The sequence below is a fragment of the Nocardia sp. NPDC052112 genome, from assembly GCF_040680135.1.
Lineage (GTDB): Bacteria > Actinomycetota > Actinomycetes > Mycobacteriales > Mycobacteriaceae > Nocardia.
Window position 1 is genome coordinate 273,304 of sequence record NZ_JBFAWD010000002.1, and the last position, 13,226, is coordinate 286,529.

General features: G+C 63.8%; 13 protein-coding genes. 4 read left to right on the plus strand and 9 right to left on the minus strand.

What is annotated here, in order from left to right:
- Positions 1-133 precede the first annotated feature (133 nt).
- The gene (locus tag AB0L58_RS04600) at positions 134-1,000 is read left to right on the plus strand and encodes a glycosyltransferase family 2 protein (RefSeq protein ID WP_364381011.1); all 867 of its coding nucleotides are present in this window, start codon (positions 134-136) and stop codon (positions 998-1,000) included.
- On the opposite strand, the gene AB0L58_RS04605 is transcribed toward AB0L58_RS04600, so the two are convergent.
- From AB0L58_RS04605 to AB0L58_RS04620, 4 genes are read right to left on the minus strand one after another with little or no spacing between them, the layout of a single operon-like run.
- The gene (locus AB0L58_RS04605) at positions 1,001-1,780 is read right to left on the minus strand and encodes a class I SAM-dependent methyltransferase (protein ID WP_364381014.1); all 780 of its coding nucleotides are present in this window, start codon (positions 1,778-1,780) and stop codon (positions 1,001-1,003) included.
- Positions 1,777-2,718, minus strand: coding sequence for a GDP-mannose 4,6-dehydratase (locus AB0L58_RS04610; RefSeq protein WP_364381017.1), 942 nt, complete (start codon positions 2,716-2,718; stop codon positions 1,777-1,779). Before AB0L58_RS04610 ends, AB0L58_RS04605 begins: the two co-directional genes overlap by 4 nt.
- Positions 2,715-3,944 carry a radical SAM protein gene (locus tag AB0L58_RS04615; RefSeq protein ID WP_364381020.1) on the minus strand — a complete coding sequence of 410 codons (1,230 nt, stop codon included), beginning with the start codon at positions 3,942-3,944 and terminating at the stop codon, positions 2,715-2,717. Before AB0L58_RS04615 ends, AB0L58_RS04610 begins: the two co-directional genes overlap by 4 nt.
- Positions 3,935-4,711 (minus strand): sugar phosphate nucleotidyltransferase, encoded by a 777-nt coding sequence (locus AB0L58_RS04620; RefSeq protein ID WP_364381023.1) that lies wholly within the window; start codon positions 4,709-4,711, stop codon positions 3,935-3,937. The genes AB0L58_RS04615 and AB0L58_RS04620 overlap by 10 nt, the downstream gene beginning before the upstream one ends.
- A gap of 216 nt (positions 4,712-4,927) precedes the next feature.
- Between AB0L58_RS04620 and AB0L58_RS04625 the strand changes: the two genes are divergently transcribed.
- On the plus strand, positions 4,928-6,205 hold the full coding sequence (locus tag AB0L58_RS04625; protein WP_364381026.1) for a helix-turn-helix transcriptional regulator: 1,278 nt from the start codon (positions 4,928-4,930) through the stop codon (positions 6,203-6,205).
- Here the strand turns inward: AB0L58_RS04625 and AB0L58_RS04630 are convergent.
- Together AB0L58_RS04630 and AB0L58_RS04635 are read right to left on the minus strand one after the other, a co-directional pair.
- Positions 6,195-6,917: a peptidase E gene (locus AB0L58_RS04630; RefSeq protein ID WP_364381029.1), complete on the minus strand. Its 723-nt coding sequence runs from the start codon at positions 6,915-6,917 to the stop codon at positions 6,195-6,197. The two genes, AB0L58_RS04625 and AB0L58_RS04630, sit on opposite strands and share 11 nt — an antisense overlap.
- A gap of 155 nt (positions 6,918-7,072) precedes the next feature.
- Positions 7,073-7,816, minus strand: a complete 744-nt coding sequence (locus AB0L58_RS04635) for a TIGR02391 family protein (RefSeq protein ID WP_364381031.1) — start codon at positions 7,814-7,816, stop codon at positions 7,073-7,075.
- Between the two features lie 220 nt (positions 7,817-8,036).
- Here AB0L58_RS04635 and AB0L58_RS04640 point away from each other — a divergent pair, with 220 nt between their 5' ends.
- The gene (locus AB0L58_RS04640) at positions 8,037-9,200 is read left to right on the plus strand and encodes a hypothetical protein (protein ID WP_364381034.1); all 1,164 of its coding nucleotides are present in this window, start codon (positions 8,037-8,039) and stop codon (positions 9,198-9,200) included.
- Positions 9,193-9,711 (plus strand): endo-1,4-beta-xylanase, encoded by a 519-nt coding sequence (locus AB0L58_RS04645; protein ID WP_364381036.1) that lies wholly within the window; start codon positions 9,193-9,195, stop codon positions 9,709-9,711. Before AB0L58_RS04640 ends, AB0L58_RS04645 begins: the two co-directional genes overlap by 8 nt.
- Before the next feature lie 457 nt (positions 9,712-10,168).
- Here AB0L58_RS04645 and AB0L58_RS04650 read toward each other — a convergent pair whose 3' ends face one another.
- Genes AB0L58_RS04650 through AB0L58_RS04660 form a run of 3 tightly spaced genes read right to left on the minus strand, consistent with a single transcriptional unit; the run spans position 10,169 to position 13,061 of the window.
- Positions 10,169-11,440 carry a cytochrome P450 gene (locus AB0L58_RS04650; protein ID WP_364381039.1) on the minus strand — a complete coding sequence of 424 codons (1,272 nt, stop codon included), beginning with the start codon at positions 11,438-11,440 and terminating at the stop codon, positions 10,169-10,171.
- Between the two features lie 14 nt (positions 11,441-11,454).
- Positions 11,455-12,846 carry an FAD-dependent oxidoreductase gene (locus tag AB0L58_RS04655; protein WP_364381042.1) on the minus strand — a complete coding sequence of 464 codons (1,392 nt, stop codon included), beginning with the start codon at positions 12,844-12,846 and terminating at the stop codon, positions 11,455-11,457.
- Positions 12,843-13,061: a ferredoxin gene (locus AB0L58_RS04660; protein ID WP_364381045.1), complete on the minus strand. Its 219-nt coding sequence runs from the start codon at positions 13,059-13,061 to the stop codon at positions 12,843-12,845. The genes AB0L58_RS04655 and AB0L58_RS04660 overlap by 4 nt, the downstream gene beginning before the upstream one ends.
- Positions 13,062-13,226 lie beyond the last annotated feature (165 nt).

Genomic DNA, 13,226 nt, shown 5'->3' on the forward strand with positions numbered 1-13,226 from the left:
AGGAGATCTTGCCCCTCTGGCTACCCGGCTTCGCAGATCCTCTAGTCGGCGAGTTCGTCGCTGCCTGATCGATACAAAACCGGGTTGACGGCATGTTTTTCGCTAGCGGCGTGGACCTGATATCTTCGCCGACATGTCCCGCCGCGACGACAAATCGGTCGGCCTCGTCCTGGTCACCTACGGCAGTAGTGATGATCTTCCTCCCTTCCTCAAGTCACTCCCGCGTGCGGTCGAGCCGCTCTCCCTACAGATCGCCTGTGTAGACAACGCCTCCACCGACGGCAGCGCCGACATCGTCGAGGACTTCGGCGCGAAGGTGATCCGCAACGCCGAGAACGTCGGCTTGACTCGCGCCATCAACCAGGGCGCGGAACAAGCCGACACGGAGTGGCTGCTGATCGCCAACCCCGACACCCAGCTGACGCCAGGCTCGATCGCGCGCCTAGTGGAGACGGCCATGACGGACGACCGGATCGGGCTCGTCGGCCCCCGAATCAGCCGCCTCGACGGCACCCCATACCCCACGGGTCGACGGTTCCCCTCGATCGGTATCGGCATCCTTCACGCTCTGCTCGGGTCGGTGTGGCCAGGGAACCCTGCGACCCGCGCATACTTCGGTAACCCGGTCGACGTTGTCAGCGACGTCGATTGGATCTCCGGGTGCTGTATGTTGTTCCGCCGCAGCGTATTCGACGCGATCGGCGGATACGACGAGCGGTACTTCATGTACTTCGAGGAGACCAAAGCCGCCCTCGATGTGCACCGTGCCGGATATCGGGTGGTGGTCGATCCGACGGTGGAGATCCGCCACCGTGAGGGCGGCAGCACCCGTCACGCTCCATTCCGCAAGGTGTTCAACCACCACCGTTCGGCGTTGCGGTTCTACTGCGACTATCACCGCCGATCTCCCTGGCTGCTGGCCGCACCATTGGTCGCCGCTGGCCTGGTATTACGTGGAGCGGTGTCGGTGCTGCGGACCGCTGTAGCGCGCCCTCGCTGATCAGATTGGGATCGTGCATACCGCGATCCCAACGGTCTTCGGTTCGATGATGTGCCCGTCAACCAAGTCTTCCTGTGCCCAACGTTGTAAGCGGACGAGGATATCGGCGAGTTGGTCGGCGGTCGGGCTTGCGGCCCACACTGCGGTGTTGGCGGCGAAGTAGTCGAGATAATCGCGGTAGGGGATGCGCAATTCACCAGTGAGGGTACGGATCTCGACGTTCCGCCACGGTGTGAGCACCTGGGCGAGGTTCTCGAGGTTGACTCGGGTGGTGGTGTACACCGGTTCACCCCAGCCGTACAGCTCGTGCACGCGGCGTCGGTACTTCGCTGTGTGTGGGTAGGAGGTGTCGGAGTTGGCCGATATCACGCATACCCCGTCGGGCCGCAGGACGCGGGTGGCTTCGGCAAGGGCGGCGGGGATGTCGGTGAGGTGCCCGAGCATGTGTACGGCGGTGATGATGTCGTACGAATCGTCCTGCCAGGGCAGTGCTTCGGCGTCGCCGGTCACGAATTCGATACCGTCGGTGTCGATTCCGGGCGGGATGGCGAGATCGAAGCCGACGAGGCGACCGCGGTGGCCGAGGTCGCGTAAGTGCCGCAGCATATGCCCGGTGCCGCAGCCGATATCGAGGACGTGCGCGTTGCTCGGAGCGCCTACGGCGGAGGCGATGGCGGCTGGTATGTCGGTGGGGATGCTGCTGAATCGGGTGTGCACGTCGATTTTGGTGTTCAATACTGCGCCGTTGGCGTAGATCTGCTGGAAGTGCTTGTCTTTCATTGCTGCCACCATCCATCGTGTTCGGTCAGCCACTGCACGGTGTCGGCAAGGCCGGTGTCGAATGGAACCTTCGGGGACCAGCCCAGTTCGGTGCGTGCTTTGCTGGTGTCTATGACGTAGCGCAGGTCGTGGCCGGGCCGGTCGGCAACGAACTGTGGAGCGCGTTCGATGTTCATCAGTTCGGTGATCGTGGCGACGATCGCGCTGCTGGTGCGCTCGTCGTCGCCCGCGACGAGGTAGGACTCGCCGGCGCGGCCGTGTTCGAGTGCTGCGATGGTTGCGGCGGCGGCGTCGGTGACGTGCAGCCAGGTTCGGGATTGGTGCCCGTTGCCGTAGATCTGAGCGGGTTCGCCGTGCCGTAGACGGGCGACGGTGACCGGGATCAGTTTCTCCGGGTACTGCCAGCGGCCGTACAGGTTGCCGAAATGACAGATCGTCGCCTCGATCTGGTGGGTAGCTGTGTATGAGCGGATGAGGTGGTCGGCGGCGGCTTTGGTTGCGGCGTAAGGGTTTCGGGGCCGGTAGGGCGAGGTTTCGGTGAATGGTTCGTCGAGTGCTTCGCCGAACACCTCGTCGGTTGAGGCGTGGATCAGGCGTCGGCGTCCGCCGACGTGGCGGAGGGTGCGGAGCAGCTGTGCGGTGGTTTCGATGTTCGCCTCGATGAACGGCCGGTCGTCGGCGATCGAGGCGTCGACGAATGTTTCGGCAGCCAAATGGATCACGGCGTCGCAGTCGGCGAGCAGATCGGCCAGTAGGTCGGCATCGAGCATGCTCGCGCGGATGAACGTGACCCGGTACGAGGGCGATAGCGCCTGTGGCGCTGCGGTGTGTGCGCAGCAGTCCAGCACCGTCACCGATGTGACCTTCGGGCAGCGGAGCAGCTGATCGACGACGTGAACGCCGAGGAAGCCAGCGCCACCGGTAACGAGGACCTTCATCGCAGGACTCCCGCCAACTCGGTTGCGAGCGAAGCGGTTTCGGTGTGATCGAGGATGTGCACGTCATGGCTGCGGGTGTTGAACAGCAGCGCGAAACCGGCCTCCGCACGGAACCGATACGTGCTGGGATTCGCCCGGATGCGGTTGCGGAGTTCGGTGAGGTCGATGCCGAGGTCGGGGGCAACTCCGATATCCGGGCTTGGTGCGCTGTGCACCGAGCCTGGGGTGTGTTCATGGTGCCGATCCTGGACGGCGACATCGGCGATGTCGGCGAGAATCAGTGGGTCCGTGGCGTTGAGGTGGAACTTGCGGGCAAGCTCTTCCGGGCGGGAGAACGGTGTCGGAGTTGCGCCCTGGGGACGAGCGATCGTGGTAAGTGGTGCTCGATGGAGGTTGCCTTGGGTTTCGTCGGCGCGCCAACTGCGTCCCCAGGCACGGACCGCCGTGCGTACATCGCCGTCGGGGCGCACGATGACATGCCAGCCCTTCCAGGTCTCGGTCATCTGATACAGGCTCATCGTCCGCGAGCGCGGTGCGCGCACGAGCGTGTCGTTGAATCGGAGGATGAACCCGGCGGGCAGCTGCGCCGACAAGGATTCAGCGTCCTCGGCGACTTCGGCGAACTGTTGTGCGGTCAGTCCGCGGTAGTCGGTCATCGCGTGCCCGGCGAAGCACACTGGTGCCAGATGATGTTGGGACACACCGAGTTCGGCCAGAGTCCTGGTCAGCTCTGGCCAGCGTTGGTGGTTGGTGGCGTCGATGACCGAGATCACGGTGATGTTGTCAGTGGCCGTCGCCAGCTCTCGGATCCCGCGCAGGGTGCGAGCGTAGGTGCCGGGGCCGCGATTGGTCTCGTGCACGTCGCCGATTCCGTCGAGGCTCACACAGATCCGTGACAGGTTCGCGGACTCGATCGCTCGCAGGATCCTGCGACTGGGAGCCAACGCGTTGGTGATCAGCTGCAAGCTCGTAAAGGTAAATCGGTACGAGTTCTCCAGCGCTGCAATAAGTCCGGGCCACAGCGTCGGCTCGCCACCGGTGATGGTCACATCGAAGGTTCGCATCTGTTCAGCGGCGTCGAACACTTCGGGAATCGTGTCCGTCTCTAGCGTCGGGCCACGATAGTTAGGACCGGACGAAGAGTGGCAGTACCAGCATGTGAGCTGGCACCGGCGGGTCGTGTCGAGCAGAATCCGGGTCGGGTTGGATGGATGTGTCAGGTCCATGCCAAGGTCTCCTGTCGAGTGTTGGAGGGATGGTTGAAGCCGCGATGCAGCGCGAATTGTTCTGCTTCGGTTAAGGATTCGGGTGAAAAGGCGGCGTCGAACCACTGGCCGGTTATCCGATCGAAGCGCAGCTCACCGGCGCGCAGGAAGGCACGTACCGCGTCCATGGCCTCGCGTTCGCCACGGCGGTTCTGGCGCACACACCGCACCGACTCGAACAGCGCAGTCGATTCGAACAACATGAGCCCAGCGCACACCAGATTCGTCGTCGGTTCGGTCGGCTTGTCCACGATCGCGGACACGCGCCCGCCGGTGAGGGTGGCGGTGCTGAAATGCTGCGGATTCGGGGAGTGCGCGATCGTGATCATGCATGGTGCGGGGTCGGCCAGGAACCGGTGCACGGTGGGTTCCGGAATCACCTCGAACAGGTTGTCGCCCCACAAGGTCGCGACATATGGCTCATCGACGGTCGCGGCACAGCGTTGGAGCGCATCAGCCGTCCCCAGCGGATGTGGTTGCACGATGAAGGTGATGTCGTAATCCGGTGCGGTGCGCGCGAATAGACGCTCGAAAGCGTCGATATCGTCGGGGCCGACCACTGCGGTCAGGGAGTCGATCCCGCACCGGGTCAACAACTCCAGGCCATAGTCCGCCATCGCCCGCCCTCCCACCGTGATGAGGTGCTTGTTTCCGGTGTAAGCCGGGCGCAGGCGGGTTCCGCGTCCTCCGAGCAGGAGAATCCCGTGCACCGATCGGTGATCAGACATTGCCGCGCTTCCTCTCTCCAGTTCAGGCCGTTAGGCGTCTGGCGTCGACGGCCCGATTCATCAGGTGCAGGGGTCCGGATCGGCAGAATTCCCGGCTCCCTGTGCTCGGTGCCGAAGTGTCGGATTCAAGCCCTGACCTGAAATAGCTTGGTGTGCTTGACTAGTCGGAGGCGATCGCGCACAGGGGACTGTGAAGAACTGTCAAGAGGGGGCCGGATGCCCGGCAACGCCGAATTGGGTGCAGTACTGCGTGATCTGCGTACGACTCGGCGGCTGACCCTTGCCGCCGTGGCTCGACAGGCTGGGTGCGCGGAATCGCTCATCTCCTACGTCGAGTCGGGCCGTCGCCAGCTCCACCCCTGGCTGGCCAGCGCGCTCGACCGCATCTATCAGACCGGCGGTGTCGTCGCCGCCCTCACCCGCAGCCCAGCGCCGCCCGGCGCCCGAGTGTTAGTGCCGCTCAGCGATACCCTGGTGGTGGATCTGCCCGAAGGAGGTGCCGCGATGCCGCTGTCGCGGCGCGACCTCCTGGTGTCCCTGAGCGTGGGTATCGGCGGTGGGCACCTGCTGTCGCAATTCGACCAAGCACTCGGCGAGGTTGCACTCGGCGATGACAACCTGTCGAACTTCGAGGATGCATACGCAGCATTCCAGTCCTTCGCGCGAACCATGCCGCCACAGCATCTGATCGATGGAATGATCGGCAAGGTCGCCGTCCTCGACGCACTGCGCCGACGCAGCAGCGGGCACCAACGCCACGCATACGGGCGCATGCAAGCGCGCTACGCCGAATCACTGAGCTGGCTCAGCGAGGAATCCGGTGATCTGACCGCCGCCACATACTGGATCGACCGCGCCAGTCAGTGGGGATACACCGCGAACTGGCCCGAGATGTCGGCCTATGCCATCGTGCGCCGTTCGATGGTCGCCATCAGCTTCGCCAGCGACGGGCACCGAGCCGTCGACATCGCCAGCGACGTCTTCGACACCAACGGTGCCTCACCGCGCATCCAAGGACTCGCCGCCAAACAAATGGCCTTCGGCTACGCCCTGACCGGCGACAAAGACGCCAGCGCCCGAGCACTGGACCGAGCCATGCACCTGCTCGCGAAACCCATGCGCGAAGGCGACGCGATCCTCGGGCAACGCAGCGTCGTCAGCGAAGACCTGTTCACCATCTTCAGCACCACCTGCGACATCTACCTCGGTCGCGGACAACGGGTCGTACCGATCCTCGAACCACGCCTGACAAGGTTGTCGCAATCCTCAGCCCGAACCGCCACGATCACCCGAGCCAAACTGGCCCGCGCCTACGCCAATGTCGGCCAACCACACGAGGCCGCGCACATCGCACACGCCGCGCTCGATGACATCGCCAGCATCGGGTCACAGTCGGCCCTCAGCGAACTACGCCGCGCCCTTCCGGTGTTGCGTCGGTGGCAGGGGCTCGGCGATGTCGGCGCGGTTATTCAGCGTCTTGGCGCTACCGCTTGAGCCGCGTTACCTCGAGAACCTGTTCGGTGACCTCACCGTTTTCTGCACGGGAAATCTTGTACGCGCCTGCGTCTTTCCGATCGCTGAATGCGGCCACCAGTTCGGTACCCGAAAAGTGTAGTCCGGCACCAGCATCGGTGGCGTAGCAGTCGGTGAAGGTGCCCGATGCGATCAGCTGATGTGTCTGCTCACGCCGGGTGTCGTAATGCACGACATTGGCGAAAGGAAGAAACCCGAGACCATCTTGGAACGGGCGCACGTCGCCGAACGAGTCGGTGGTGCCCCCGGTGAACCAGCACAAGGACCCCGCCGATTCCCCTCCGAGGACAACCCCGTGATCCCAGCACTCCCGGAGCGCTCGGTTCAGACCATGTGCACGCCACACAGCCAGCAGATTCACGACACTGCCGCGATCAACCCAGATCACATCCTGGCCGAGTAGATGCGCAGACATGTCGGCGATGTTCGGCTTGTCGAACAAGCTCAGATGCGTTGTCTGCACACCAGATTCGGAGAACGCGGCGTAGAACGCGTCGATGCTGGCTTGCCGGTCGCCAGTTCCGGTAGTGATGAAGCACAGTCGAGGACGGGACGGCGCTCCGGCGAGTTCGAACGCATACCGGAATACCGGTGACGGCAACCACGGATCCCGCGCCCGATTGAAACCCATCGAGGTCGCCAGAATTGTCGGGTGATCTGCGGGCAATCCCACCTGCCTATCTTCAAGGAACACAGAGCATCTCCGTCGAGCGTAACGGCCAATCGTGCCATCGAAGGAGCAGTGCACGAACAACTCACCGCAGTTAGATCCTCTCCGGAGCGGTTGCCGAAGGCCATCCGCCTCGGTCTGCGGGTCATCTCCAGTTGTCAGAGATTTTCCAGGTCGGCTTCCTCGATCCAGCGCACCAGCAGGCTCAGCGCGCACAGCCGTTCCAGCGCCGACTGCTCGTCCAACTCCACCTCGTCGTTGGGTAGATGCCCGATCGGGTTTCGGATCGCCCCGAAACAACCTGCTCCGAAGTCCATCACTCCTCGTCGCATCGATTCGGCTGTCTGATCGTTGCTGATGCTGGGGTAGCGCAGCCGAGGCTTGCCCAACTCGGGTGGCTTGTCCGAGAACGCCTGCTTGACCAGGTCGGTCTCGGAGACGTCACGTCGGCCGGTCCTCTGCTGGAGCAACGAGTTCACCGCCTTGGCCGCAGCGAGTACTGCTTCGTGTCGATGACCGGTCGACCACTGCGCGGTCGCGGCGTTCCAGATCAGCGGATGCAGCATCGAAGCATTCATCTGCGGCGAAGTGTCTATCCCACCGAGACGTTCGATCAGCTCGGCCTGATGATCGAGACGGACGATCAGTCGGCGGGCCGCGTCGCGCACTCCTCGGTGCGGCTCGTAGTCGTCGCCGTCGGTGTTGTCACAGTCGTGGTTCTCCTGTGCCCAGCCGGGATACAGCCGATTCAGGATCGGTCCGGTGATCTCCATGAGTTCGATGAATCCGCAGTGACCGCATGGGAGGTACGCGCCGCTGGAGTCGTGGGAGAGCGCGGTCTCCTTGAGGAACGTCCGCAGTTGCTGACGGACCCACGGAATGTCGACGCCGTCGAAAGACATGGCATCTATCTTTGCCGACCCGTCCTGCGCGGCGCATCCGGATAATCCCGAAGCAAGAAGGAAGGGACCAAGGACCTATGCAGGCGTCTCGAAGAGTGCGGCGGCCCTCCGCTTCGATGGGCGGCCGTCGTACCTAACACTCAGCACTGTAGGTAACAACGCGGTCTAGGTCGACCGGTTCGACCCTCATGTGTTGATAGCTTCGGCTACCCTGCTGGGCGTGCCCGCCGAGGAACCTGAGTCCCGCGTCATCGCGGCGATGCGCTTGAGCGGCGCGCGGTTCAACGCTAAGGGCATGCCCGCCGAATCGCTCGTCGAGGTCGCCGCATTCGAGGACATTCTTCGATCGCTTGTCAAGCTCTACTGGTTCGACCGTCATCCCAACAACAAGCGCATCCCCAAAGGCTACGACGACCGCATCGCCCTACGCCTCGTCCAGAGAATCGGTGAGGGCTCAGCCGTGCCGCTACTCGAATACGACCTCGGCGCCGGTGTCATCGACATGTTCGCCGAGCAAGAACTGGAGCAGGAGTACAGCCGCGCCCTCAACACCGTCGAGTCGTTCATCGAGTACGCCTTAACCGGTCGAGGCGAGATCCCCGCAGACATACGCCGCCTTCCCGCCAACAAGATCAAGAAGCTCGGCCAGACCATGCAGCCCGGCGACACGATCCAGGTCGCCGCCACCAATGCCATCGAGTGGGACACCGTTCCCCGATACACAACGTCAGCACGCAGCAACGCCATCAACAGCCTCGACGTCGAGTCGACGCGACCTGTAACTGTCGAGGGTCAGGTCGTCGACTTTCATGTCCTCTCCGGCCGACTCATCGTCCGAGACCGAGAACACAAGGCTGACATACCCATTCCTTACTTGGCCTCCGGCCTCACAGTCAACATCGACTCCGATCGCCAACTGTTCAAGTGCCAAGCCGAAGGTATCGGCCAGTTCAACGCCAACGGCCGCCTGACCAAACTTGCCAGCGTCAACTCCCTCAATGTGATTGACATCACCGAGGATGCTCGCATCGCCCGTGCATCCCTCGATGCCCTCGCTGATCTCGGCGAGGGGTGGGTCGATGGCGAGTCAGGAGAGAAGATTTCGGCATTCGTGATCGAACGGGGCCATGCCGTGATCGAGGCGATGATCACCCTCGGGAACTTCACCCGCATCGTCTTTCCCACCGAAGAGGGCGGCATCCGCTTCTACTGGCCCGAGGCTGAAAACCAACTCACGATCGATGTCGAGCCGAACGGCGATCTGTACGTCCACGCCGCTGATCTCGATGCCGGGATGTTCGACGACGGCAAGATCTCCGCCGACGTCGACGACCTGCCCGAAGCCCTGGACTCATGGCTATCCGAGGCGGCGGCCGATGAGTAACGACGCTGAGACGCCAGAGAGCGTCCGCGAGCGCATCACCGACCCCGACCAGGAACTGCTAAGGCCGATCATCCGCCCCTGGGTCACAAACGGCGTCATTGCCCCCGACGCGTTCAATATCAGCCAGACTGACCGGAAGCACGACTTCAATCGCATGTCGATCGCGCGCAGCGTTGCAACGACGCCCGAGCAGGCGTATAAGGATCGCGCCAACGCGATCAAAGAGCGGTGCGAGCAGAACGACAAGATCTATCAGGCTCCAGCCGGGGTGCTCGCGGTGACTGTCGAGGAAGTCGAGTCCGTCGAGGTCAAGTCACCCCAAGGCAGCGAGTCACGACACCCGCTCACCGCCTGGGACGACTCGATGAACGACAACAGGCCCGACGATCATGGCCACATCGACTTCAACGAGATCCCGCCGGGCGACAAGGGCGCGTGTTTACTAGCGGCGAAAGCACTGCTCGACCGAGCCAAGAAACGAGGCTGGAAGTACGGCCCGTTCGCGGAGTGACCTGGCTGCCTCACCTAGGGGCACACCCGTTCGCGCTAGCAAGCCGGTGCGCTACAACAGCAACTTCAAGACGCCGACGGTCGACCTGAACCTTTCCAGATTGGCTGGGTGCCGTGACCGGCGTCGCTGCCGGACAGAGTGATGTGTGATCCGATGCGTTCCGACGGGACGGAATCGGTGAGTGAATCGGATTCCGCTAGAGCAGTCCGCGGCGGCCCCGTGAGCAAAACGATGAACAGCGGCACCATCGAGCACGAGCTGGAGCTGTCGGTGGGGACCTCAGCGGTTTGAGGTAGGTCGCCCAGATCGGCGGGCGATTCCGGCCGCTGCGGGAGACTTCGATGGTTGTCGAGTTGCCGGTGTCGCCTGGTCTCCGGGTCATCGGTACGGCGAGCATGAGTGGGGTTGATTGATCGGCTCATTCGATGGGTGGAGATGCGTCGATGTTGTGTTCTGCTCAGTCGGTGATGTGGTCGAAGTCGATGAGTAGGTGTCGTGGGCCGCGGAAGATTTGGCTTCGCCGATATGGTGGCGGGTCGACGACCAGGCGGGGTGTGGCGACGCGGCTTAGGAAGGTTTCCAGCGCCAGGTTGACTTCCAGTCGTGCGAGCGGGCCGCCCAGGCAGGTGTGGATGCCGCTGCCCCAGCCGAAGTGTTCGTTGTCGGGGCGTTGGATGTCGAAGCGGTTGGGGTTGGCGAACCTGTTCGGGTCGCGGTTGGCGGCGGCGTAGACCAGATATATTGCGGCGCCTTTCGGGATGACGGTGCCGGCGATGTCGATATCGGCGGTGGCGCTGCGGCTGGGGAAGAACTGCACCGCCGCCTGCAGCCGCTGGACCTCTTCGATCGCGCGTGGGACCAGTTCCGGTCGGCTGCGTACTTGGTCGTAGGATCCGGGGTTGCGCAGCAGCGTTATCACACAGTTGGTGATGGTGTTGACCGTCGAGTCGTGACCGGCGACCAGCAGCAGCCTCGCATTGGACAACACCTGCTCGGGCGGCATCGGACCATCGGGGCCGTGGTCGTGAATCAGTTCGGACAATAATCCCTGTCCGGGTTCGTGCTGGAGCTTCTCGATCAACCCGGTCAGATAGTGCATCAGTGCGTCACTGCTTGCACGGGCCTTCTCGGCGCGGGCCTTACCCTGCTCGGTGGCCGCATCCGGGCCCAGATCCATGCCGGTCAACATGTCGTAGATCCAGGCATGGAATGTGGGTTCGTCTGCGAGCGGGATCCCGAGGATCTTGCAGATCACCATCACCGGCACCGGGTAGGCGTAATCGTCGACCACATCCAGTCGGGTCTTGCCGCTGACCTTGATGTGGTCGAGCAGCTGGTTGCACAACCGCACGATGTCGGGCTCCATGTCGGGGATGACATCGGGTGAATGCGGTGGGCCGAAGTGGCGCATCACCTGCCGACGCGCCCGATCGTGACCGGGGGGATCGGAGGCGATGATGCTCGGCTGGCGACCGTAGGCCTGCATGTCCTCGGCGCCGGGCTCGGAGTCGGTGCCTGCTGTCAGGGTGGCGCCCAGCGGGCTGCGGCTGATATCGGAGCTGACCCGAGGGTCATGCGCCAGCGCCAGCAGTTCCTGATAGCCGGTCACCACGTACAGGTTGTCGGCTACCCGTGCGACCGGGGTCTGGCGCAGTTGGTCGAAGAACGGGTACGGGTCGGCGCGGTGTTCGTATTTCATCGCCTCCGCCCAAGCGGTCGCTGCAGTCATGCTGGCTCCCTTGTTCAGTGGTACTCGGCGCCCCGTGAGGTGGGGTCGTGACCGGTCAGCACCACATCGGGAATCTCGGTCGGCACTCGTGGATCGGGGAAGCGGGCCGGCATCGGTGCCGGGTCGGGCGCTTGGTCATAGCCCGGCGGCGGTGGCGGGAACGGCGCCGAGCGCTCGATCATCGCTGCGTAGTACGGCAACCACTTGCCATGGTTGAACGTCACCGCCCCGACGATGCGGCCGCGGCGGCCATAGGCGGCAGCAAAGCGATAATCGTCGGGACAACCCTGGGTGAACACGATCTCATCGCCGAACGAGCACACCCCCACACCCTTGATGTTCACCCCGAATTGGGCCGACCAGAACGAGGGCAGCGGCAGATGCGGGCACCGTTCGGTCTCCAGGCTGATCATGTTGTTCGCGGCGACCCGCGCCCCGCACACGGCGTTGTCCCAATGCTCCATCGAGATGAACTGATACTCATACAGCACGTGTGGCTGACGCGCGATATCCCCGGCCACGAAGATGTTGTCGGTCACCACGCCGTTGATATCGAACGCGCGACAGCCCGCATCACAACCAACCCCCCAGAAACCGGCGGCCAACCCAGCACCTGCCAGCCACTCGACGTTGCGGATCGACCCCAACGACGCCACCACCACATCGACATCCAGCGTGGTCCCATCCGACAGCCGAGCCCGGCGCACCCGCCCGCCGGCATCGCCGTCGAGGGCTTCCACCGACACGCCGGTGCGCAGGTCCACCCCGGCGCCGCGCTGCATCCGGGCGGCGATATCGCCGATCACCCCGCCCAGCGGCCCCACCAGCGGACCGCCGCCGCGCTCGGCGACGGTCACCGGCAACCCCAACTCGCAGCACACCGAAGCCATCTCCGAGCCGACAAACCCCGAGCCGACGACAAGAACCCGCTTCGGGCCCGCCCGCAGCGCCGCCTGCAGCCGAGCCGCGTCATCACAGGTGCGCAGCGTAAACACCCCCTGCAGGGCCCTCTCGGTCGGGTTGAACCACGGCCGTGCCCGAACACCGGTGGCGATAAGCAGCCGGTCGTAGGGCACAGTGTCTCCGGTGGCCAGCAAAACCTGTTTGTTCACCCGGTCCAAACCGGTCGCGGCCACACCCAACCGCCACTGCACGTCGATGTCCCGCATGCGGGGAAGCTTGGTGTGATCGGCGCGAACCCAGCCCTTCAGCACCTGCTTGGACAACGGCGGACGGTCATACGGTTCGTACGACTCGTCACCGATAAGGGTCAAAGACCCACAGAAGCCCTTGTCCCGCAAAGCCTCCGCAGCGCGAAGCCCGGCCAGCGACGCACCCACGATCACGATCCGACCCTCAGCCCGAAACGTCGCGACCAGGTCCGCAGCCAGCGACGCGGTGCTCATGCCTCAGGCTCCGGCCCGTCAGGGGTATAGGTCTCCACCACGATCGCCTGGACCGGGCACGCCGCCACCGCCCGCAACACGCGCTGGCGCTGCGCGTCATCAGGGTTGGGGTCATACGCCAGCGCCTCCTCACCCAGCATTTCGAGCACATCCGGCGCCAGCGGGACACACTGCGCATACCCCTGACACCGATTCAGATCAACCACGATGCGCATACCCTCAGCTCCTCACCGAACCGAGTCCCGATGCAGTCACCCCCGCGAAACCGCTGCGGGACGATCACGCCCCGAAGTACCAGCGCCGGGCGGGCACCTCACAAAGGATTCGTAGCACCCGATGTCAACGATCTAGTCATTCGCCAGCCGACAACCATCACCATC

Bases quoted from the DNA above. Each gene is read 5' to 3' on its own strand.
- AB0L58_RS04655 (WP_364381042.1), bottom strand. From the start codon at position 12,846: ATGAGCACCGCGTCGCTGGCTGCGGACCTGGTCGCGACGTTTCGGGCT.
- AB0L58_RS04615 (WP_364381020.1), bottom strand. From the start codon at position 3,944: ATGGACCTGACACATCCATCCAACCCGACCCGGATTCTGCTCGACACG.
- AB0L58_RS04610 (WP_364381017.1), bottom strand. From the start codon at position 2,718: ATGAAGGTCCTCGTTACCGGTGGCGCTGGCTTCCTCGGCGTTCACGTC.
- AB0L58_RS04625 (WP_364381026.1), top strand. From the start codon at position 4,928: ATGCCCGGCAACGCCGAATTGGGTGCAGTACTGCGTGATCTGCGTACG.
- AB0L58_RS04635 (WP_364381031.1), bottom strand. From the start codon at position 7,816: ATGTCTTTCGACGGCGTCGACATTCCGTGGGTCCGTCAGCAACTGCGG.
- AB0L58_RS04650 (WP_364381039.1), bottom strand. From the start codon at position 11,440: ATGACTGCAGCGACCGCTTGGGCGGAGGCGATGAAATACGAACACCGC.
- AB0L58_RS04645 (WP_364381036.1), top strand. From the start codon at position 9,193: ATGAGTAACGACGCTGAGACGCCAGAGAGCGTCCGCGAGCGCATCACC.
- AB0L58_RS04605 (WP_364381014.1), bottom strand. From the start codon at position 1,780: ATGAAAGACAAGCACTTCCAGCAGATCTACGCCAACGGCGCAGTATTG.
- AB0L58_RS04620 (WP_364381023.1), bottom strand. From the start codon at position 4,711: ATGTCTGATCACCGATCGGTGCACGGGATTCTCCTGCTCGGAGGACGC.
- AB0L58_RS04600 (WP_364381011.1), top strand. From the start codon at position 134: ATGTCCCGCCGCGACGACAAATCGGTCGGCCTCGTCCTGGTCACCTAC.
- AB0L58_RS04660 (WP_364381045.1), bottom strand. From the start codon at position 13,061: ATGCGCATCGTGGTTGATCTGAATCGGTGTCAGGGGTATGCGCAGTGT.